At 62.6% G+C, this 19,034-nt stretch carries 19 protein-coding genes and 5 tRNA genes; 9 read left to right on the top strand and 15 right to left on the bottom strand.

The window, feature by feature from the left end; translation table 11 throughout:
- Window positions 1-2 precede the first annotated feature (2 nt).
- The 8 genes from ACZ6YA_RS21960 to ACZ6YA_RS21925 all read right to left on the bottom strand — a co-directional run bounded on the left by ACZ6YA_RS21960 (window position 3) and on the right by ACZ6YA_RS21925 (window position 7,015).
- Entirely contained in the window at window positions 3-698 is a 696-nt protein-coding gene (locus ACZ6YA_RS21960) for an ABC transporter ATP-binding protein (RefSeq protein WP_465899384.1), read from the bottom strand.
- A complete protein-coding gene (locus ACZ6YA_RS21955; RefSeq protein ID WP_465899382.1) occupies window positions 698-1,450 on the bottom strand; it encodes an ABC transporter ATP-binding protein in 753 nt (250 codons plus the stop codon). Before ACZ6YA_RS21955 ends, ACZ6YA_RS21960 begins: the two co-directional genes overlap by 1 nt.
- On the bottom strand, window positions 1,450-2,469 hold the full coding sequence (locus tag ACZ6YA_RS21950; RefSeq protein ID WP_465899381.1) for a branched-chain amino acid ABC transporter permease: 1,020 nt from the start codon (window positions 2,467-2,469) through the stop codon (window positions 1,450-1,452). The genes ACZ6YA_RS21955 and ACZ6YA_RS21950 overlap by 1 nt, the downstream gene beginning before the upstream one ends.
- A 2-nt stretch (window positions 2,470-2,471) precedes the next feature.
- Entirely contained in the window at window positions 2,472-3,332 is an 861-nt protein-coding gene (locus tag ACZ6YA_RS21945) for a branched-chain amino acid ABC transporter permease (RefSeq protein WP_465899379.1), read from the bottom strand.
- A gap of 63 nt (window positions 3,333-3,395) precedes the next feature.
- Window positions 3,396-4,598, bottom strand: a complete 1,203-nt coding sequence (locus ACZ6YA_RS21940; protein ID WP_465899377.1) for an ABC transporter substrate-binding protein — start codon at window positions 4,596-4,598, stop codon at window positions 3,396-3,398.
- A gap of 88 nt (window positions 4,599-4,686) precedes the next feature.
- On the bottom strand, window positions 4,687-5,451 hold the full coding sequence (locus ACZ6YA_RS21935) for a FadR/GntR family transcriptional regulator (protein WP_465899375.1): 765 nt from the start codon (window positions 5,449-5,451) through the stop codon (window positions 4,687-4,689).
- Between the two features lie 219 nt (window positions 5,452-5,670).
- Window positions 5,671-5,901 carry a PP0621 family protein gene (locus ACZ6YA_RS21930; protein ID WP_465899373.1) on the bottom strand — a complete coding sequence of 77 codons (231 nt, stop codon included), beginning with the start codon at window positions 5,899-5,901 and terminating at the stop codon, window positions 5,671-5,673.
- 94 nt (window positions 5,902-5,995) lie between these two features.
- Complete coding sequence (locus ACZ6YA_RS21925) at window positions 5,996-7,015, bottom strand: outer membrane protein assembly factor BamD (RefSeq protein WP_465899371.1); 1,020 nt, start codon at window positions 7,013-7,015, stop codon at window positions 5,996-5,998.
- A gap of 147 nt (window positions 7,016-7,162) precedes the next feature.
- Here ACZ6YA_RS21925 and rluD point away from each other — a divergent pair, with 147 nt between their 5' ends.
- The 8 genes from rluD to ACZ6YA_RS21885 all read left to right on the top strand — a co-directional run bounded on the left by rluD (window position 7,163) and on the right by ACZ6YA_RS21885 (window position 12,589).
- Window positions 7,163-8,125, top strand: coding sequence for a 23S rRNA pseudouridine(1911/1915/1917) synthase RluD (gene rluD, locus ACZ6YA_RS21920; protein WP_465899369.1), 963 nt, complete (start codon window positions 7,163-7,165; stop codon window positions 8,123-8,125).
- The gene (pgeF, locus tag ACZ6YA_RS21915; RefSeq protein ID WP_465899367.1) at window positions 8,122-8,862 is read left to right on the top strand and encodes a peptidoglycan editing factor PgeF; all 741 of its coding nucleotides are present in this window, start codon (window positions 8,122-8,124) and stop codon (window positions 8,860-8,862) included. Before rluD ends, pgeF begins: the two co-directional genes overlap by 4 nt.
- A 253-nt stretch (window positions 8,863-9,115) precedes the next feature.
- Window positions 9,116-11,680 carry an ATP-dependent chaperone ClpB gene (gene clpB / locus ACZ6YA_RS21910; protein ID WP_465899365.1) on the top strand — a complete coding sequence of 855 codons (2,565 nt, stop codon included), beginning with the start codon at window positions 9,116-9,118 and terminating at the stop codon, window positions 11,678-11,680.
- Between the two features lie 466 nt (window positions 11,681-12,146).
- Window positions 12,147-12,222 (top strand) — tRNA-Asn (locus tag ACZ6YA_RS21905).
- 2 nt (window positions 12,223-12,224) lie between these two features.
- A tRNA-Pro gene (locus tag ACZ6YA_RS21900) sits at window positions 12,225-12,301 on the top strand.
- Window positions 12,302-12,307: 6 nt separating this feature from the next.
- A tRNA-Lys gene (locus tag ACZ6YA_RS21895) sits at window positions 12,308-12,383 on the top strand.
- Between the two features lie 48 nt (window positions 12,384-12,431).
- Window positions 12,432-12,508 (top strand) — tRNA-Pro (locus ACZ6YA_RS21890).
- A gap of 5 nt (window positions 12,509-12,513) precedes the next feature.
- A tRNA-Lys gene (locus ACZ6YA_RS21885) sits at window positions 12,514-12,589 on the top strand.
- A gap of 117 nt (window positions 12,590-12,706) precedes the next feature.
- Here the strand turns inward: ACZ6YA_RS21885 and ACZ6YA_RS21880 are convergent.
- The 3 genes from ACZ6YA_RS21880 to ACZ6YA_RS21870 form a co-directional block, all read right to left on the bottom strand.
- Complete coding sequence (locus ACZ6YA_RS21880; protein ID WP_465899363.1) at window positions 12,707-14,002, bottom strand: NAD(P)/FAD-dependent oxidoreductase; 1,296 nt, start codon at window positions 14,000-14,002, stop codon at window positions 12,707-12,709.
- Window positions 14,003-14,086: 84 nt separating this feature from the next.
- Window positions 14,087-14,260, bottom strand: a complete 174-nt coding sequence (locus ACZ6YA_RS21875; protein ID WP_346615901.1) for a DUF3094 domain-containing protein — start codon at window positions 14,258-14,260, stop codon at window positions 14,087-14,089.
- Between the two features lie 133 nt (window positions 14,261-14,393).
- A complete protein-coding gene (locus ACZ6YA_RS21870; RefSeq protein ID WP_403131343.1) occupies window positions 14,394-15,023 on the bottom strand; it encodes a DUF1780 domain-containing protein in 630 nt (209 codons plus the stop codon).
- Window positions 15,024-15,069: 46 nt separating this feature from the next.
- Between ACZ6YA_RS21870 and ACZ6YA_RS21865 the strand changes: the two genes are divergently transcribed.
- On the top strand, window positions 15,070-15,804 hold the full coding sequence (locus ACZ6YA_RS21865; RefSeq protein ID WP_465899360.1) for an energy-coupling factor ABC transporter permease: 735 nt from the start codon (window positions 15,070-15,072) through the stop codon (window positions 15,802-15,804).
- Between the two features lie 135 nt (window positions 15,805-15,939).
- Here ACZ6YA_RS21865 and yacG read toward each other — a convergent pair whose 3' ends face one another.
- From yacG to ACZ6YA_RS21845, 4 genes are read right to left on the bottom strand one after another with little or no spacing between them, the layout of a single operon-like run.
- Window positions 15,940-16,140 (bottom strand): DNA gyrase inhibitor YacG, encoded by a 201-nt coding sequence (gene yacG / locus ACZ6YA_RS21860; RefSeq protein ID WP_465899358.1) that lies wholly within the window; start codon window positions 16,138-16,140, stop codon window positions 15,940-15,942.
- Window positions 16,137-16,760 (bottom strand): dephospho-CoA kinase, encoded by a 624-nt coding sequence (gene coaE / locus ACZ6YA_RS21855; protein WP_465899357.1) that lies wholly within the window; start codon window positions 16,758-16,760, stop codon window positions 16,137-16,139. Before coaE ends, yacG begins: the two co-directional genes overlap by 4 nt.
- Entirely contained in the window at window positions 16,760-17,626 is an 867-nt protein-coding gene (locus ACZ6YA_RS21850; RefSeq protein ID WP_465899355.1) for a prepilin peptidase, read from the bottom strand. The genes coaE and ACZ6YA_RS21850 overlap by 1 nt, the downstream gene beginning before the upstream one ends.
- Before the next feature lie 2 nt (window positions 17,627-17,628).
- A complete protein-coding gene (locus ACZ6YA_RS21845; protein ID WP_465899353.1) occupies window positions 17,629-18,840 on the bottom strand; it encodes a type II secretion system F family protein in 1,212 nt (403 codons plus the stop codon).
- Window positions 18,841-19,034 lie beyond the last annotated feature (194 nt).

Below are 19,034 nucleotides of genomic sequence, written 5' to 3'. Positions count from 1 at the left end.
TGTCAGGCGCTCAGGGCCAGGTAGCGGTTCTTGATGCTCGGGTCTTCGCGGAATTGCGCAGCGCTGCCCTGGTAAGCCACACGGCCCTGTTCGAGTACGTAGTGGCGGTCGGCGAGGGCGTCGCAGACCATCAGGTTCTGCTCCACCAGCAGGATCGACAGGCCTTCGCCCTTGATCCGCCGCAAGATCTTCACCAGTTCATCGACGATCACCGGAGCCAGGCCCTCGGTGGGCTCATCGAGGATCAGCAACTTGGGGTCGTTGAGCAGGGCGCGGGCGATGGCCAGCATCTGTTGTTCGCCGCCGGAGAGGGCGAAGCCGCCGTTGCGGCGACGCTCTTCAAGGCGCGGGAACATGCCGTAGACGTCTTTGAGCTGCCAGCGGCTGCCCTTGCGCACGGCGATGTTCAGGTTTTCCTCGACGCTGAGCTGGCGAAAAATGCCGCGATGCTCCGGCACCAGGGCAATGCCTTGGCGAGCGATGTCAAAGATTTCGCGGCCGACCAGCTGCTGGCCGTTGAAACTGATCTGCCCCTGGCGCGGGCGGACGATGCCGAGGATGCTGCGCAGGGTGGTGGTCTTGCCGGCACCGTTGCGCCCCAGTAGCGTCACCAGCTCGCCGGCACCGACCTGCAGCGAAACCCCTTCGAGCACATGGCTCTTGTCGTAGTAGGAATGGATTGATTCGACGTTGAGCATCAGGCGGCCTCTCCAAGGTAGGCGGTGCGCACGCGGGCGTCGTTGCGCACCTGTTCCGGGGTGCCCTCGACCAGAATCTGGCCGTGGCTCATGACGGTGATGCGCTGGCTGATCGACATGACGATGCTCATGTTGTGCTCGATCAACAGCACGGTATGGTCGCGGCCCAGGTCGCTGATCAGGTCGGTCATCACCGGGATGTCGTCGATGCCCATGCCTGAAGTCGGCTCGTCGAGCATCAGCAGCGTCGGTTTGGCGCAGATCGACATGCCCACCTCCAGCACCCGTTGCTGGCCGTGCGACAGCTCGCCGGCCAGGGTGTCGGCGCGGGCGGTCAGCTTCAGGCGCTCCAGCACCTGGTCGGCGGTGTTCCAGTGGCTGCGCTTGTGCTCCACGCTGCGCCAGAAGTTCAGCGCGCCCAGGCCGTCGCGGCCTTGGGCGGCCAGGCGCAGGTTTTCGCGCACCGACAGGTTCTGGAACAGGCTGGTGAGCTGGAACGAGCGCGCCATGCCCAGCGCCACGCGGCCGTGGGACGGCTTGCGGATGATGTCCTTGCCGTTGAACAGGATCTTGCCGCTGGTGGCCTGGCGTTCGCCGGTCAGGCAGTGGAACAGGCTGGTCTTGCCGGCGCCGTTGGGGCCGATGACCGTATGGATGGTGCCGGCTTGGACCTTCAGGTCGACGCCTGCGACCGCCTTGAACGGCCCGTAGGCCAATTCCAGGTTGCGAGTTTCCAGGAGGTAATCGCTCATCACAGGGTCTCCTCTGTCTTGGCTGCGGATTTGTCGGCAGCGCCACGCGGCGACGTCAGGCGTTTGCCCAGTGCGGCCAATCCGCCCCACAAACCGCCGCGCATGAACACCACCACCAGGATCAGGATCGCCCCCAGCAGCATCAGCCAGCGCGGCCACAGCTCCGACAGCACATCGCCCAACACCACGATGGCGCCGGCACCGAGCAGCGAACCGAACAACGAGCCGGTGCCGCCGACGATGGTCATGATCAGGATGTTCTCGCTCATCATCAGGTCGATGTTCGACAGCGGGGCGAAGTGCAACAGCATCGCGTACAGCGCCCCGGCAATGCCGGTGATGGCGCCGGACAGCATGAACACCAGGATCTTGAAGTGGCGGGTGTCGTAGCCGATGGCGGCGGCGCGGGTCTCGTTCTCGCGAATCGCCAGCAGCGTGCTGCCGAATGGCGAGCGGATTACCCGCAGCGCGCCGGCGAAGATCAGCAGGAACAGCACCGCGACGAACACATAGAAGTGGCGGGGGTCAGCCAGGTCGACCAGCACATGGCCGGCGATCTCGATGTTCGGCCGTGGGACATCGAGCAGGCCGTTGTCGCCTCCGGTCCAGCCGCTCAGGGTGTAGGCCAGGAAATAGGCCATCTGGCTGAAGGCCAGGGTCAGCATCACGAAGTAGATGCCCTTGCGGCGAATCGCCAGAGCCCCGACCAGCAAGGCCAGAAAGGCACCGAACAGCGCCGCGCCAAGCAAGGCACTGAACATGCCCCATTTGAGGTGGATCATCAGCAGCGCAGCGCCGTAAGCGCCCACGCCGAAGAAGATGCCCTGGCCGAACGACAGCAGGCCGGTGTAGCCGAGCAACAGGTTGCAGGCCAGCGCCGCCAGGGCAAAGATCAGGATTTCGGTGGCCAGGGTGGCCGACGGCAGTATCAGCGGTAGCGCCACCAAACTGATGATGACCAGTAACAGCAGGGCAGGGGCGCGGCCATGGGCCACGGGCAATGGATTCTTCTCGCTCATCGTCATGCTCTCCCGAACAGGCCATAGGGGCGGACCAGAATGACTGCGGCCATGGCGCCGTAGATCATCAAGCTGGCGCCTTGTGGCCAGAGGCTGGTCATCATGCTTTGCACCACGCCCACCAGCAGCCCGCCGACCAGAGCGCCACCGAACGAGCCCATGCCACCGATCACCACCACCACGAAGGCGATGCCGAGGATTTCCGGGCCGACGAACGGCTGGGCGCCGCGCAGCGGTGCGAACAGCACGCCCGCGACACCGGCCAGGCCCACGCCCAGGGCGAAGGTCAGCGAGAACAAGCGGAAGATATTGGTGCCCAGCAGCGATACGGTTTCGGTGCTCTCGCTGCCGGCGCGTACCAAGGCGCCGAAGCGGGTGCGTTCCAGCAGCAGCCACAGGCCCAGGCCGATCAATGCGGCGAAGCCAATCAGGAACAAGCGGTAGTACGGGTAAATGAAGTCACCGAGGATCAGTACCCCGCGCAGCTCTGGCGGCACCGCGATGCTCTTGCCTACCGGGCCCCAGATCAGCACCGAAGCTTCCTGGATGATCAGTGCTATCCCCAAGGTGACCAGGATCTGGAAGGTGTGCGGCAAGTGGTAGATGCGTTTGATCAAAAGGCGCTCGACCACCCAGGCCAGCGCCGCCACCACCAGCGGGGCGATCAGCAAGGCCAGCCAGAAGTTGCCGGTGACAGCGACGGCGGTGTAGCAGAGGTATGAGCCGAGCAGAAAGAACGCGCCGTGGGCGAAGTTGACGAAGTTGAGCAGGCCGAAAATGATCGTCAGGCCCACGGCGATGAGGAAGTAGATCATCCCCAACCCCAAGCCGTTGAGCAGTTGGAACAGGTACAAATCGAGCATGAGTGTGCCCTCGACAGCGCGCGGTGCGCCTGCCTGTACGAGTGTTTGACTAACGCCGCAGCTTCAGGCCAAGGCGCAACCGGTGTGGTCGATTTCGACGAATGAGCGCCCAGCGCTGATAACTTCGGCGAGGTCGTCTGCGTCGCGCATCTGCCCCTGGGGCTTGCCGCGCAGCAGGTAATAGTCCTTGAGCACCTGGTGGTCGCCGGGGCGGATCAGTTCATCACCGGTCGGGCCCTGGAAGCGCATGCCCTGCAAGGCGGCGGATACGCTGGCGCCATCGAGCGTGCCGGCCTTGGTGATCGCTTCGAGCATGACCTTGGTGCCGATGTAGTCGGCGGCCAGCGGGTAGTTTGGGTTGATGCCGTAGGCTTTTTGAGTGGCGGCGACCAGCTGCCTGTTGAGCGGTGTGTCGACCTGGTGCCAGTACTGTGCGCCAAGATAAACGCCTTCCAGCACATCGCTGCCCAGCTCCTGGAACTGGTCGAGGCCGGCCGACCACACCATCAGCACTTTCATGCGGTCCTTGATGCCGAAGTTGACCGCCTGGCGCAGGGCGTTGGACGCTTGGCTGCCGAAGTTGAGCAATACCAGCACATCGGGCTTGGCAGCAATGGCGTTGGTCAGGTAACCGGAGAACTCCTGCTCCTGCAGCGAGTGGTAGCTGTTGCCGATGTGCTCCACGCCGAATTCGGCGAATACCTTGCGGGCGTTGTCCAGCAGCGCATCGCCGAACACGTATTGCGGGGTGATGGTGTACCAGCGCTTGGCCTGAGGCAGCTGGCGAATCATCGGGATCAGCGTCTCGCGGATGGCGCCATAGGTGGGCACCGACCAGCGGAAGGTCGAGGCGTTGCAGTCCTTGCCGGTGATCTCGTCGGCGCCGACCGGCGTCATGAACACACCACCGGCCTTGTGGATTTCCTTCGACACTGCCAGTGCCGAGGACGACAAGGTACAGCCCTGGAAGAAGCGTGCACCATCCTGGCCGATGGCTTCCTGTACCTTGCGCACCGCCTTGCCGGCGTTGCCTTCGGTGTCGATGACTTTGTACTTGAGCGGGTGGCCGAGCAGTTGCGGGTACTCGGCGATGGCCAGGCGCGAACCCATGTCGGCGTACTTGCCGTAGCTGGCAAAGGCACCAGACATGGATTTGAGCCCGTAGAAGGTCAACGGTTCGTCGGCAAATGCCCGGTTCGCCCCCAGGGGGAGGCTACCTAAGGCACCCAGGGCAAGGCCTGCCTTGAGCAGGGTACGTCTTTGCATGAGTAACTCCTTGGTTGTGGTTATTAGGCAGGAGTGCAATGACAAAGCGGTGCGGCCGGGCCTGTATGCAGGCCTCTTTCCAGGCGGATCAGTGGTGGTGGGGAAACTCCAGCAGAAAGTTGCGGGCAACCTCGCCTTCCAGCGCGGTCATGTGGTGTTCGGCATCGCACATGTGTTCGTGCATCAACCGGCGCACGGCGGGCTCGTCGCTGGCGCGTAGGGCGAGCAGCAGTTGCTTGTGGTAGTCGATGTTGGCGGCGGCGAACTGCTGGCGCTTGGGCAGGTAGGCTTTTTTCAGCACGACCAGGTCGCGCAGCAGGTCGTTGAGGAACACCGCCATGAAGCGCAGCAGCGGGTTGGCGCAACGGTTCGCCAGCAGGGTGTGGAACTCCAGCTCCGCCAGACGCTGCTCGCGCTGGCCTTCTTCGCTGTCTTCGGGGGTGCTGCAAAAATCGATGTTGGCCTGCAGCGCGGCATAGTCCGCTTCACTCAACTGGCCCATGACCGACACCGCCAGCTCAACTTCGATGACTTTGCGCAGCTGGTATACCTGCTCGCCGTCCAGATGCTGGAAGTGCAGGTAGTTGCGCAGCGCGCGGCTGGCCGGCTCGGTGCCGACTTCATTGAGGTAGGCGCCACCGCTGGGGCCGGTGCGGGTACTGACCAGCCCTTCGACCTCCAGGGCCTTGAGCGCTTCACGGGCTGTGCCTTTGGAGCACTCGAAGTGCTCCATCAGCTCACGCTCGGTCGGCAGGCGGTCGCCGGGGTGCAAGGCTTCGGTGACGATCGAGCGCTTGACCGATTCGACGATCACGTCGGACAGCTTCTGGCGCTTGCGTTTGGGTTTGAGCATATCGCTATTTTTCGTATTTATGCGGATAAATAGGATTTAGCGAATTTTGTTGGTAGCGGTCAATGCTGGGGGCGGGGAGGGGGTCGTAAACAGTGCGAAAGGGTCGGGGAGGGATATGTGCCGTGTGGGAGCGGCTTTAGCCGCGAAGCAAGCGACGCGGTGAATGGCACCGGCTTCGCCGGTGCTCGCGGCTGAAGCCGGTCCCACTGGGTAATGTGCTCAGCCTTGCCGGCCGGGCCCTTGCTCCAGATGCGACGGGCTGCAATACCACTCATTGCCGCGGTGCAGCGCCCGATCATTGGGCAGGTGCACGCCGCAATGGGCGCAGCGCACCATCTGCAACGGGGCGTCGAGTTTCGGCTCGGACGGCGATTGCTGGCTGATCTTGAATTTGCGCCACAGCCAGAACGCGGCGGCGATCAGGGCGATCCAGAAAAGTAGGCGAACCATGGTGTTCAGCTTGTCGAGATAAGAAGCCGATAGTCTAGGGCGCGGCTAATAAAAAAGGGAGGCCTCAGGCCTCCCTTTCTCGTATCGCGGTGAGTCAGTCGAACAGACCAAAGGTCATGTAGCTGAACCACGAGCGGTCTTTCTCGGCTTCTTTCGGCCCTTCCGGCAGGATCGGGTCGCCGTTTTCGTCTTTCGGCAGCAGGTCCTGCGGCATCTCGGCGCGGGCGTCCTGGAACTGGCGGACCACGTCCTGGTTGGCGCGGGTTTCACCCGGCGGCAGTGGCGTGTCGGTTTCGATCAGGCCCAGGGTCGCCTTGGACAGCCAGCCACGGCCATCGGACTCGGCCTGCTTGGGCTGGAACTCGCCGTCGGCGAGGCTCGGATGGTCAGGGTAGTTGAGCTTGAGGGTTTCCAGGCTGGAGGCCGCCAGTTCGTCCAGGTGCATCTTCTGGTACGCCTCGACCATCACGGCCAGGCCGTCGCCGACCGATGGGGTTTCCTGGAAGTTTTCCACCACGTAGCGGCCACGGTTGGCGGCAGCTACGTAAGCCTGGCGGCTCAGGTAGTAGTCGGCCACGTGGATTTCATAGGCAGCCAGCAAGTTGCGCAGGTAGATCATGCGCTGCTTGGCGTCCGGTGCGTAACGGCTGTTGGGGAAGCGGCTGGTCAGCTGGGCGAACTCGTTGTACGAGTCACGCGCGGCGCCCGGGTCACGCTTGGTCATGTCCAGCGGCAGAAAACGCGCCAGCAGGCCGCGGTCCTGGTCGAACGAGGTCAGGCCCTTGAGGTAGTAGGCGTAGTCGACGTTCGGGTGCTGTGGGTGGAGGCGGATGAAGCGCTCGGCAGCCGACTTGGCGGCCTCTGGCTCGGAGTTCTTGTAGTTGGCGTAGATCAGCTCGAGCTGCGCCTGGTCGGCGTAACGGCCGAACGGGTAGCGCGACTCCAGGGCCTTGAGCTTGTTCACGGCGCTGTTATAGCTGGAGTTGTCCAGGTCGGCCTGAGCTTGCTGGTACAGCTCGGTCTCGCTGAGGTTCTCGTCAATGACCTCTTTATTAGAGGAACAGGCCGCGGTAAGCCCGAGGATGGCGATCAGCAGCAGGTGTTTCACTTGCATGGCGGCTTGCGTCCCTTTGACGGCCGCTGTCTTGGGCGGTGCCGTCCTGTTATGATGAGCGCCCCGGCCAACCCCGGGACAAAAGAAGCCGTATTTAACCACAAGCGTGCAGCCGAAACCAAAGGCTGTACGCCCGCCGAATCGAGCATGTCCGAGATCATTCAACTTAGCGCAGAGGTACCGTCCGAACTGGGCGGTCAACGCCTCGACCAGGTCGCCGCCCAATTGTTCGCTGAATACTCGCGTTCGCGGCTTACCACGTGGATCAAAGAAGGCCGCCTGACGGTCGATGGCGCCGTCGTGCGCCCGCGTGACACCGTGCATGGTGGCTCGATGCTGGCCCTGGAGGCCGAGCAAGAGGCCCAGGGCGACTGGGTCGCCGAAGACATCGAGCTGGATATCGTCTATGAAGACGACCATATCATGGTGATCAACAAGCCTGCCGGGCTTGTCGTGCACCCGGCCGCCGGTCACGCCAGCGGTACGTTGCTCAATGCCTTGCTGCACCACGTGCCAGATATCATCAATGTGCCGCGTGCCGGTATCGTCCATCGCCTGGACAAAGACACCACCGGTCTGATGGTCGTCGCCAAGACCCTGCAGGCGCAGACCAACCTGGTCGAGCAGCTGCAGAGCCGCTCCGTCAGCCGGATCTACGAATGCATCGTGGTTGGGGTGGTGATCGCCGGTGGCAAGATCGACGCCCCGATCGGCCGTCATGGCGGCCTGCGTCAGCGCATGGCGGTGACGGACGGTGGCAAGCCGGCGGTCAGCCACTACCGGGTGCTCAAGCGCTTCCGTTCGCACACCCATGTGCGGGTCAAGCTGGAAACCGGCCGTACCCACCAGATTCGTGTGCACATGGCGCATGTCGGTTATCCGCTGGTCGGCGACCAGACGTACGGCGTGCGTTTCCGCATTCCGCCGGCGGCCAGCGTGGCCATGGTCGAAGCGGTCAAGACCTTCCCTCGCCAGGCGCTGCATGCGCGTTTCCTGGCGCTGCGCCACCCCATCACCGGTGAAGTGATGAAGTGGGAGTCGCCTTTGCCAGATGACTTCACCTGGCTGCTGTCGCTGCTCAACCAGGACCGCGAGAGCTTTATCGGATGAGTGGCCTGACGCAGTCGCTGCTGTTCCCCGATTGGCCTGCCCCGGCCTCGGTACGCGCCTGTGTCACCACCCGCCAGGGCGGCATCAGCCTGCCGCCCTACGAATCCTTCAATCTGGGTGATCACGTCGGCGACGCGCCGCAGGCGGTCGCCGAGAATCGCCGTCGCCTGAGCGATGAGTTCGCCATCCAGCCCGCCTGGCTCAAGCAAGTGCATGGCCTGGTGGTGGCGGATGCCGACCCGTCGGTAGTCGCCGAAGCCGACGCCAGCTGGACCGACCAGCCCGGCATCGCCTGCACCGTGATGACGGCCGACTGCCTGCCCGCGCTGTTCTGCGACCGCGCAGGAACCCGCGTGGCGGCGGCCCATGCCGGCTGGCGCGGATTGGCCGGTGGCGTGCTGGAGGCCACCCTCGATCGGTTGGCATTGCCACCTGAAGACGTGCTGGTATGGCTGGGTCCGGCGATCGGCCCGCAGGCGTTCGAGGTGGGACTGGAAGTGCGTGGTGCCTTCACCGCCATTCACCCGGAGGCTGCCGAAGCCTTTGTCGAGGGTGAGCGCCCGGGCAAGCTGATGGCCGACATTTACAAGCTCGCACGCATTCGCCTGGCGGCGCGTGGGGTGACGGCGGTTTACGGTGGCGGTTTGTGCACGGTCAGCGATGCGCGTTTCTTTTCCTATCGCCGCACCCCCCAGGGTGGGCGCTTTGCTTCATTGGTCTGGTTAGATCCTCGCTGACTGCTCCGGCCTCTTCGCGGGGCAAGCCCGCTCCCACAGGTCGTCCACCACCGACTTCGAGAGAGTGATATTCCTGTGGGAGCGGGCTTGCTCGCGAAGAATGCACCGCTAATCCATCCGACTGACCCCGGTCAACCCCGCTACGCTTGAATCTTCCAGAATCACCCTTATCTATAAGGGCATCTCAGGCAGGTTTCTTCATGAACAGGCGCTGTCCATCGCTCCGACCTGCCCTTTAAAGGAAGGTACTCCCATGCGAATAGACCGTTTGACCAGCAAACTTCAATTAGCCATATCCGATGCCCAGTCCCTGGCCGTCGGCATGGACCACCCCGCCATCGAGCCCCTGCACCTGCTGCAGGCGCTGATCGAGCAGCAAGGTGGTTCGATCAAGCCGCTGCTGATGCAGGTCGGCTTCGACATCAACAGCCTGCGCCAGACGCTGGTAAAAGAGCTCGACCAGCTGCCGAAAATCCAGAACCCCACCGGCGACGTGAACATGTCGCAGGACCTGGCGCGCCTGCTCAACCAGGCGGACCGCCTGGCCCAGCAGAAGGGTGACCAGTTCATTTCCAGCGAGCTGGTGCTGCTCGCCGCCATGGACGAGAACAGCAAGCTCGGCAAGCTGCTGCTGAGCCAGGGCGTGAGCAAGAAGGCCCTGGAAAACGCCATCAACAACCTGCGCGGCGGCGCGGCAGTGAACGATGCCAATGTCGAAGAATCGCGCCAGGCCCTGGACAAGTACACCGTCGACCTGACCAAGCGTGCCGAAGATGGCAAGCTCGACCCGGTGATCGGCCGTGACGACGAAATCCGCCGCACCATCCAGGTGCTGCAGCGGCGCACCAAGAACAACCCGGTGCTGATCGGCGAACCCGGCGTGGGCAAGACCGCCATTGCCGAAGGCCTGGCCCAGCGCATCATCAACGGTGAGGTGCCCGACGGCCTTAAAGGCAAGCGTCTGCTGGCGCTTGACATGGGTGCGTTGATCGCCGGTGCCAAGTACCGCGGCGAGTTCGAAGAGCGCCTCAAGTCGCTGCTCAACGAGCTGTCCAAACAGGAAGGCCAGATCATCCTGTTCATCGACGAGCTGCACACCATGGTCGGCGCCGGCAAAGGCGAGGGCGCCATGGACGCCGGCAACATGCTCAAGCCGGCCCTGGCCCGGGGCGAGCTGCATTGCGTCGGTGCCACCACGCTCAACGAATACCGCCAGTTCATCGAGAAGGACGCCGCATTGGAGCGCCGCTTCCAGAAAGTACTGGTGGAAGAGCCGAGCGAGGAAGACACCATTGCCATTCTGCGCGGCCTGAAAGAACGCTATGAAGTGCACCACAAGGTGGCCATCACCGACGGCGCGATCATCGCTGCGGCCAAGCTCAGCCATCGCTACATCACCGACCGCCAGCTGCCGGACAAGGCCATCGACCTGGTCGACGAAGCGGCCAGCCGCATCCGCATGGAAATCGACTCCAAGCCGGAAGTGCTCGACCGCCTCGACCGTCGCCTGATCCAGCTGAAGGTGGAATCGCAGGCGCTGAAGAAAGAAGAAGACGAAGCGGCAAAAAAACGCCTGGAAAAACTCCAGGAGGAAATCGAGCGCCTGGAGCGCGAGTACTCCGACCTGGAAGAGATCTGGGCGTCCGAAAAAGCAGAAGTGCAGGGCTCGGCGCAGATCCAGCAAAAGATCGAGCAGTCCCGCCAGGAGCTGGAAGCTGCCCGTCGCAAAGGTGACCTGAGCCGCATGGCCGAGCTGCAGTACGGGGTGATCCCGGACCTGGAGCGCAGCCTGCAGATGGTCGACCAGCATGGCAAGACCGAGAACCAGCTGTTGCGCAACAAGGTCACCGAGGAAGAAATTGCCGAAGTGGTGTCCAAGTGGACCGGCATTCCGGTGTCCAAGATGCTCGAAGGCGAGCGCGAAAAGCTGCTGAAGATGGAAGAACTGCTGCACCAGCGCGTGATTGGCCAGCACGAAGCCGTCACCGCCGTGGCCAACGCCGTGCGCCGTTCGCGCGCCGGCCTGTCCGACCCGAACCGGCCGAGTGGTTCGTTCCTGTTCCTTGGCCCGACCGGTGTGGGCAAGACCGAACTGTGCAAGGCGCTGGCCGAGTTCCTGTTCGACACCGAAGAGGCCATGGTGCGCATCGACATGTCCGAGTTCATGGAGAAACACTCCGTGGCTCGCCTGATCGGCGCCCCACCAGGGTATGTGGGTTATGAAGAGGGCGGTTACCTGACCGAAGCGGTACGCCGCAAGCCGTACTCGGTGGTGCTGTTGGACGAGGTGGAGAAAGCCCACCCGGATGTGTTCAACGTGCTGCTGCAAGTGCTTGAGGATGGTCGCCTGACCGACAGCCATGGCCGCACCGTGGACTTCCGCAATACGGTGATCGTGATGACCTCCAACCTGGGCTCGGCGCAGATCCAGGAGCTGGTGGGTGATCGTGATGCACAGCGTGCGGCGGTGATGGATGCGGTAGGGGCGCACTTCCGTCCGGAGTTCATCAACCGGATCGATGAAGTGGTGGTGTTCGAACCGCTGGGCCGCGAGCAGATCGCCGGTATCACCGAGATCCAGCTGGGCCGCCTGCGCAGCCGCTTGGCCGAGCGCGAACTGGCGCTGAGCCTGAGCCCTGAGGCATTGGACAAGCTGATCGCGGTGGGTTACGACCCGGTGTATGGCGCACGGCCGCTGAAGCGGGCGATCCAGCGTTGGATCGAGAACCCGCTGGCGCAACTGATCCTGTCCGGAAAATTCCTGCCCGGCACGGCGATCACCGCCACGGTGGAAGGCGAAGACATCATCTTTGCGTAATCAGCTGCATGATGAGCCCCGCTTCGGCGGGGCTTTTTTTCGCCTGTTTATCCTGTGCCGGCCTCTTCGCGGGCGAGCCCGTTCCCACAGGTACCGCGCCGTTTTGAAGCTTCTGTATTTCCTGTGGGAGCGGGCTTGCCCGCGACGAGGCCAGCTCAGACCCAGTAAAACCGGGGGTTAAAGACCTTTTTGCATAACATGCTGAAAATTGTGAAATTTCTGCTTGCATACCCAATCGAGTGCCCCTAATATACGCCGCGTTGTCAGCCACTAAGCGAATCACCAGCAACATCGGCGATCGCAAAACAACTTACAAATCAGTAAGTTGAATGAAAAAAAGAGGTTGACAAGCAAAACGAAGAATGTAGAATAGCCGGCCTCAGCAGCGACAAAGCGAAAGCAGCGAAGCTGAAGAGATCGAAGCTAACACAGGCTTCGAAGCAGTAAAGATGTACCGAAGTTCAGTTCCGCGATAGCTCAGTCGGTAGAGCAAATGACTGTTAATCATTGGGTCCCTGGTTCGAGTCCAGGTCGCGGAGCCACTCGGGGTGTAGCGCAGTCCGGTAGCGCGCCTGCTTTGGGAGCAGGATGTCAGGAGTTCGAATCCCCTCACCCCGACCATTTTCCGGGTCGTTAGCTCAGTTGGTAGAGCAGTTGGCTTTTAACCAATTGGTCGTAGGTTCGAATCCTACACGACCCACCATGTAAAGAGGGCATCTCCATAGAGATGCCCTTTTTCTTATGTAACACCCGGGGTGTAGCGCAGTCCGGTAGCGCGCCTGCTTTGGGAGCAGGATGTCAGGAGTTCGAATCCCCTCACCCCGACCATTTCCGGGTCGTTAGCTCAGTTGGTAGAGCAGTTGGCTTTTAACCAATTGGTCGTAGGTTCGAATCCTACACGACCCACCATGTAAAAAGGGCATCTCGCATGAGATGCCCTTTTTCTTTGTCTGGCGAAAAGTCGTGGGCCAGCACGGCCAATCGCAGGCGAAAAAAAGGGCCGCAATTGCGGCCCTTTCATTACCATCAGTGCAGCTTCAGCCGCGGCTCCGTACCTCGGCCAATCTTGCTGCCCAGCATCATCATCGCCGTGCGGAAGAACCCATACAGCGCCATCTGGTGCATGCGGTACAACGACACATAGAACATCCGCGCCAGCCAGCCTTCCAGCTTCACGCTGCCCATCAGGTTGCCCATCAGGTTACCCACCGCCGAGAAGCGCGACAGCGACACCAGCGAACCGTAGTCCTTGTAGGTGTAAGTTGGCAGCGGCTTGTTCTCCAGCCGCGCCTTCAGGCTCTTGGCCAGCATTTCGGCTTGCTGGTGCGCCGCCTGGGCACGTGGCGGCACATTGCGGTCGCTGCCAGGCTGCGGGCAGGCGGCGCAGTCGCCAAAGGCGAAGATGTCCTCATCGCGGGTGGTCTGCAGGGTGGGGCGCACCACCAGCTGGTTGATACGGTTGGTTTCCAGGCCATCGATGTCCTTGAGGAAACCCGGTGCACGAATGCCCGCCGCCCAGACCTTCAGGCTGGCCTGGATCACTTCGCCGCTGGCGGTCTTCAGGCCTTCGGCCGTCACTTCACTGACTGCCGCGTTGGTCATCACCGTCACGCCGAGTTTTTCCAGGGTCTTGTGCACCGGCACGCTGATGCGTTCAGGCAGCGCCGGCAGCACGCGCGGGCCGGCCTCGATCACGGTGATGTGCATATCTTTCGGTTGAATGCGGTCCAGTCCATAGGCCGCCAGCTCATGGGCAGCGTGGTGCAGCTCTGCTGCCAGCTCAACACCGGTGGCACCGGCGCCGACAATGGCGACGCTGATTTTCTCGCTGGCCTGGTCGCCGGCGTGGGCGCGCAGGTAGTGGTTGAGCAATTGCTGGTGGAAGCGCTCAGCCTGCTTGCGGGTATCCAGGAACAGGCAGTGCTGCGCCGCGCCCAGGGTGCCGAAGTCGTTGGTGTTGCTGCCCACGGCGATCACCAAGGTGTCGTAGCTCAAGGTGCGCGCAGGCACCAGCTCGCGGCCCTCTTCGTCGAGGGTGGCGGCCAGCTGAATCTGCTTGCCTTCACGGTCCAGGCCGCTCATGCGCCCCAACTGGAAGTTGAAGTGGTTCCACTTGGCCTGGGCCACGTAGTTCAGTTCGTCTTCCGAGGAGTTGAGCGAGCCGGCCGCCACTTCGTGCAACAGTGGCTTCCAGATGTGTGTGAGGTTGGCGTCGACCAGGGTGATTTCGGCCTGCTTGCGCTTGCCCAGGGTTTTACCCAGGCGGGTCGCCAGTTCCAGGCCGCCGGCGCCGCCGCCGACAATCACGATGCGATGAGTCATGGGGATATCTCATAAGGTTTACGGAATTCTTGGCCCTTGGGGCCGGCCGCAAACTGCATGAGGGGAGGGCGAGCGCGAGGCAGCTCATAGCACCAGTCCACTCAACAGGCGGCTGATGAGGCCCAACCCGATGGTCACCGCCAGCACCAGCACCAGGAGCAGCCACGGCCGGAAAGGCTTGCGCTCGACTTGGTGCTGGGGGGCTTGCAGGTACTCATCGACACGACGCTGATCTTCAGGATTCAGTCGGCTGGTCATGGTAGGGCCTCGTCAGGTAGACGTATGTGACTGCCGGAACGCTACAGCGTTCGGGCAAGTACTTGAGGTAAATGATAAAGCTTTCTGTCCCTGGCGCCGAGTGTACGCCATCGCAATGACACTCGGCACTGGATCAAAGACTGATGCCGACGTCGAAAACGATACTGCGCCCCAGGTTGCCGCGCAGGAAATCCGGCGCGTCGGGGTGGGCGAACAGCACTCGGGCAAAGGTCGGGCCGACCAGCGACAACGAGCGCCAGCCCTGGCGCAGGTACTCGGTGGGCGGCGGGAAGTGGGTGTTGAGGTCGAGTACTTCGCGCTTGAGGCTGGCGAAGGCGATGATGTCCAGCTCGCTCAAGTCCAGCCCACGTTCACGGTAATTGTGCGCCTTCTTGCGCAAGGTCGGCGCCAACCGCGCCAGCAGCTCAGTGGCGGCGATGCGCCGAGGGCGCGCCTCACGCCGCACCAGCTGGGCCAGGGAAAAGGCACTGCGCCGGCGCTGCAACTCTTCGCGCCACTCGTCATTGAGCCGACGCCCTTCGTCGAGCACGAAAAACACTTCGAATGAAGCATCGCGGAACAGCACATCCGGAGGCTCCTGCCCGGCCGGAGTGAAATCCTCGCCGCGATAGGGAATGTTCAGCCCCTGCAGCAGGCGCTGGCATACCCAACGCTCCCGCTCCCATTTGCGTGCATTGGAGAGGAAGGCATTGGCTTGTTCGGCCTGGATGGTAAGCAGGCGCAGGTAGTCTGAGTCATCCATGCAGACAAGCTTAGACGCTAACCATGACGTTAAGATGCTGTTTTGAATGGGTCTAGACTCAAGCTTATCCACAGGCTCGACCGGGGGCATTCGACAGGTGATCAGCGCGCAGGTTTTGTCCGACACCAGCCTTACCCTCGGCTGGCTCGGTTATGTGCCTTTACTACTCTGGGCGGCCAGCCGCACCCGCTGGCTGGAGCTGTTCGCCGACAGCCGCCGGCAGCACCTGCTGTTCGGTACGGTGTTCTGCCTGTTTGCGCTGTGGCTGGTGAGGCGCGACTTCGACACCGGCGTGTCCTATCACTTCATTGGCATGACGGCGGTGACCTTGCTGCTGGACTGGCCGCTGGCGGTGCTCGGTGGGTTTCTTGCCCAGCTCGGCTTGCTGGCGCTGGGGCGTCAGGACCTGGCGGCGCTTGGGGTCAACGGTTTGCTGCTGATAGGCCTGCCGGTGCTGATCACCGAGGTATGCGCCATTCTGGTTGAACGGGCGCAGCCGCGTAACCTGTTCGTGTATATCTTCTGTTCGGGGTTCTTCCCGGCGGCATTGACCGTATTGATTTGCGTGCCAGTGGCGCTGGGGGTGCTGTGGTGGGATGGGCTTTTCGCGATGCCGGAGTGGCTCAGCGACTTTGTCGGTTACCTGTGGCTGATGATGTTCCCGGAGGCATTCATCAACGGCATGGTGATCAGTGCCTTGGTGGTGTTCAGCCCGGAGTGGCTGGAGACGTTCAACCGCAGCCGGTATCTGCAGGCGCCTTGGAAGGATGATGAGCGATAGTCTTGTATTGGCTGTGCCGGCCTCTTCGCGGGCCAGCCCGCTCCCACAGGTTGACCACTGACCTCAAGAATGTGATGTACCTGTGGGAGCGGGCTTGCCCCGCGAAGAGGCCGGCACAGGCAGCTAGTATTCCCGTCAGTGCCTCGGTTCTAAATCCCCCGAAAACAACTCATCTTCAGAATCCGGCGCCACCGGGATCTTGTGCTCCTCCGCCGCCCAGGCCCCCAGGTCGATCAGTTTGCAGCGATCGGAACAGAACGGCCGGAACGGGCTGTTCTCGTGCCATTCCACAGGTGCGCCACAGGTCGGGCAGTCGACGGTCAATGGCTGGCTCACGGCTGGCCTCCTCGTAAAGTCAGGTAAAAGTGGTGCAGGCGGTCAATCTGCTCATGGAGCGAGGCGAGGTCGCCGTCATTGACCACCACATCGTTGGCATGGCCCAAGCGCTCCTCACGGGCCAGCTGGGCCTTGAGAATCGCCTGCACCTGCTCGGCGCTGGTGTTATCCCGCGCCAGGGTTCGCGCTACTTGGAGCTCTGCTGGCGCATCGATCACCAGCACGCGCTGGACCTTCTGGTGTTGGCCAGACTCGATCAGCAAGGGCGACACATACACCGCATAGGGTGACTCCGCCTTGGCCAGGTAGCTGAAAATTTCCTGCCCGATCAGCGGGTGCAGCAGCTGTTCCAGCCATTTGCGCTGGGCCGGGTCGGCAAAGATCAATTGACGCAACGCCGCACGGTCGAGCTGGCCGTCGTCCTGTAGCACGCCAGGGCCGAAGCGTTCGACGATGCTGGCCAGGGCCGGGCGGCCAGGTTCTACCACCCAGCGCGCTGCCTGATCGGCATCGACCAGATGCACGCCAAGCTCGACGAAGCGCTCGGCGGCGGCACTTTTGCCGCTGCCGATGCCGCCGGTGAGGCCGAGTATCCAAGGGGTGAAGGCCGCAGTGGTCATCAGAATCCAAGCAGTTGCAGGTAGGAGGCGTATATTTCATCACCCCAGAGCACAGCAATCCACCCCGCAATCGCCAGATAAGGACCAAAAGGTATCGCCGTGCCGACCGAGTGCTTGCGCAAGCGCAGCAGGCACAGGCCGACAGCCGCGCCGACCAACGACGACAACATCAAGGTCAGGGGTATTACCTGCCAGCCGCCCCAGGCGCCTATCAAGGCCAGCAACTTGAAATCGCCATAGCCCATGCCTTCCTTGCCGGTGATCAGTTTGAACACCAAATACACTGACCACAAGCTGAGGTAACCCGCCACCGCGCCCCAGAGGGCATCGGGCAACGGCACCACGGTGTCGAACGCATTGACGATCAGCCCCAGCCACAGCGTCGGCAGCACCAGCACATCCGGCAAGATTTGCTGGTCATGGTCGATCAGGCTCAGCGCCAGCAGGCTCCAGGTGAAGACCAGCAGGGCGATCGCCGTTGCGCCAGCGCCGTATTGCCAGGCCACCACCATCGAGAGCAACGCGCAGCTCACCTCGACCAGTGGATAACGTGAGCTGATCGGGTGCTTACAAGCCGAACAGCGCCCGCGCAGGGCCAGGTAGCTCAGCACCGGAATGTTTTCCCAGGCGCGGATCGAGTGCCCGCAATGCCGGCAGCGTGACGCGGGCAGGCACAGGTCGAAGCGCTCGTGCTCACAGGTTGGCAGCCCCAGCACCTCCTGCGCTTCACGCTGCCATTGGCGCTCCAGCATGATCGGTAGGCGGTGCACCACCACATTGATGAAGCTGCCGAGCAACAGGCCAAGCACCGCCGCCAGGGTGATGAAATACGCTGGCTGCTGCGCCAGTAAAGTCCATGCAGTCATGTTCAGATCAAGCTACCCAACTGGAAGATCGGCAGGTACATCGCCACCACCAGGCCGCCGACCAGCAAGCCCAGGATCAGCACGATGGCCGGCTCCAGCAGGCTGGTCAACTGGTCCAGCGCCTGGCTGACCTGTTCCTCATAATGGCTGGCGGCTTTATCCAGCATCTGATCCAGCGTACCGCTGGATTCGCCGATGGCCGTAAGCTGCACCAGCAGTGGCGGGAACAACCTCTCCAGCGCCATCGCCTGATTCAGCCCCTGCCCATTGGCCATGCTTTGACGCAGCCGCAGGATCGCCTGCCCGTGCAAGTCACTGCCACTCGCCTTGGCCACGGTACCCAGTGCATCCAGCAAGGGCACACCGGCGGCGTAAGCCGTTGCCAGGCTGCGTGCAAAGCGAGCCAGCGCCGCCTGCCCCAACAACCCCCCAAGCACCGGTATTCGTAGCACTTGGCAAGCTATCCACAGGCGCGCTGACGGATGCTTCCGATAAACCTGGCGCACCCCCACAGAGAGCGCAATTGCAGTTATCAACAGCTGGGGTGCAAGGCGGCTCAGCCCTGTGGACAAGTCGATGACCCACTGCGTAAACGCCGGCAATGCTGCATCGAAGCCCGCAAACAAACTTTGAAACCGCGGAATCACCTCCAGCAACAAAATCGCCGACACCCCCAACCCTGTGAGCAACAGCAGCAGTGGATAAAGCATCGCCTTACGCACCCGTTTGCGCAGCGCCTGGCCCTGCTCCAGCATGCCCGCCAGCTGTTCGAGCTGCCGATCCAGCGTGCCGGACTGCTCCCCCACCCGCACCAGGTTGCAGTACAAAGCATCGAACCACAGCGGATGCCGCTGCAACGCATCCGCCAACCCTAGCCCCGCTGCCACATCCTGTTTCAATCGCTCCAGCAGCGCCGCCTGCCCAGCCCCACAGCCGCTTCGCCCCATCACTTCGAACGCCTGCAACAACGGCACCCCGGCCCTGAGCAAGGTGGCCAACTGCCGGCTGAAACCCGCCGGGTCACGCTTCTCTGGCCGCTTCGGCCAGCGCCAGGCCAGCCCGCCTCCTGCCAGCCGCACGCGGGTGACGAGAATACCCTGACGCTGCAGCCCGGCACGCACGTAAGCCTGGCTACGCCCCGCCACCTGCCCGCTGACCACCGCGCCGTTGGCATCGGTGCCATACCATGCGTAAAGCTGTGTTGAATGATTCATGCAAAGGTCCTTTTTGCCCGTGTGACAAGCCTGGAAACAGCTTGCCGCGTCCATGGAGGGGCGCACTTCCCTGATGCTCACTAGAGTAGTTCAGCGAAGATGACGCCCAGGCGGGCAGGGGTGACAAAAGGTGTCTGTTCAGGCCTACTGCGCCGCTGCCCGCCGGGGTCGAGAGTGACCTCAATGCATACGCG

This window comes from Pseudomonas sp. NPDC090752, assembly GCF_055584805.1.
This window is presented reverse-complemented; position numbering and strand designations above follow the sequence as displayed.

Coding starts and splice junctions, on each gene's coding strand:
- ACZ6YA_RS21960 (WP_465899384.1), bottom strand. CDS start 698: ATGCTCAACGTCGAATCAATCCATTCCTACTACGACAAGAGCCATGTG.
- ACZ6YA_RS21955 (WP_465899382.1), bottom strand. CDS start 1,450: ATGAGCGATTACCTCCTGGAAACTCGCAACCTGGAATTGGCCTACGGG.
- ACZ6YA_RS21950 (WP_465899381.1), bottom strand. CDS start 2,469: ATGAGCGAGAAGAATCCATTGCCCGTGGCCCATGGCCGCGCCCCTGCC.
- ACZ6YA_RS21945 (WP_465899379.1), bottom strand. CDS start 3,332: ATGCTCGATTTGTACCTGTTCCAACTGCTCAACGGCTTGGGGTTGGGG.
- ACZ6YA_RS21940 (WP_465899377.1), bottom strand. CDS start 4,598: ATGCAAAGACGTACCCTGCTCAAGGCAGGCCTTGCCCTGGGTGCCTTA.
- ACZ6YA_RS21935 (WP_465899375.1), bottom strand. CDS start 5,451: ATGCTCAAACCCAAACGCAAGCGCCAGAAGCTGTCCGACGTGATCGTC.
- ACZ6YA_RS21930 (WP_465899373.1), bottom strand. CDS start 5,901: ATGGTTCGCCTACTTTTCTGGATCGCCCTGATCGCCGCCGCGTTCTGG.
- ACZ6YA_RS21925 (WP_465899371.1), bottom strand. CDS start 7,015: ATGCAAGTGAAACACCTGCTGCTGATCGCCATCCTCGGGCTTACCGCG.
- rluD (WP_465899369.1), top strand. CDS start 7,163: ATGTCCGAGATCATTCAACTTAGCGCAGAGGTACCGTCCGAACTGGGC.
- pgeF (WP_465899367.1), top strand. CDS start 8,122: ATGAGTGGCCTGACGCAGTCGCTGCTGTTCCCCGATTGGCCTGCCCCG.
- clpB (WP_465899365.1), top strand. CDS start 9,116: ATGCGAATAGACCGTTTGACCAGCAAACTTCAATTAGCCATATCCGAT.
- ACZ6YA_RS21880 (WP_465899363.1), bottom strand. CDS start 14,002: ATGACTCATCGCATCGTGATTGTCGGCGGCGGCGCCGGCGGCCTGGAA.
- ACZ6YA_RS21875 (WP_346615901.1), bottom strand. CDS start 14,260: ATGACCAGCCGACTGAATCCTGAAGATCAGCGTCGTGTCGATGAGTAC.
- ACZ6YA_RS21870 (WP_403131343.1), bottom strand. CDS start 15,023: ATGGATGACTCAGACTACCTGCGCCTGCTTACCATCCAGGCCGAACAA.
- ACZ6YA_RS21865 (WP_465899360.1), top strand. CDS start 15,070: ATGGGTCTAGACTCAAGCTTATCCACAGGCTCGACCGGGGGCATTCGA.
- coaE (WP_465899357.1), bottom strand. CDS start 16,760: ATGACCACTGCGGCCTTCACCCCTTGGATACTCGGCCTCACCGGCGGC.
- ACZ6YA_RS21850 (WP_465899355.1), bottom strand. CDS start 17,626: ATGACTGCATGGACTTTACTGGCGCAGCAGCCAGCGTATTTCATCACC.
- ACZ6YA_RS21845 (WP_465899353.1), bottom strand. CDS start 18,840: ATGAATCATTCAACACAGCTTTACGCATGGTATGGCACCGATGCCAAC.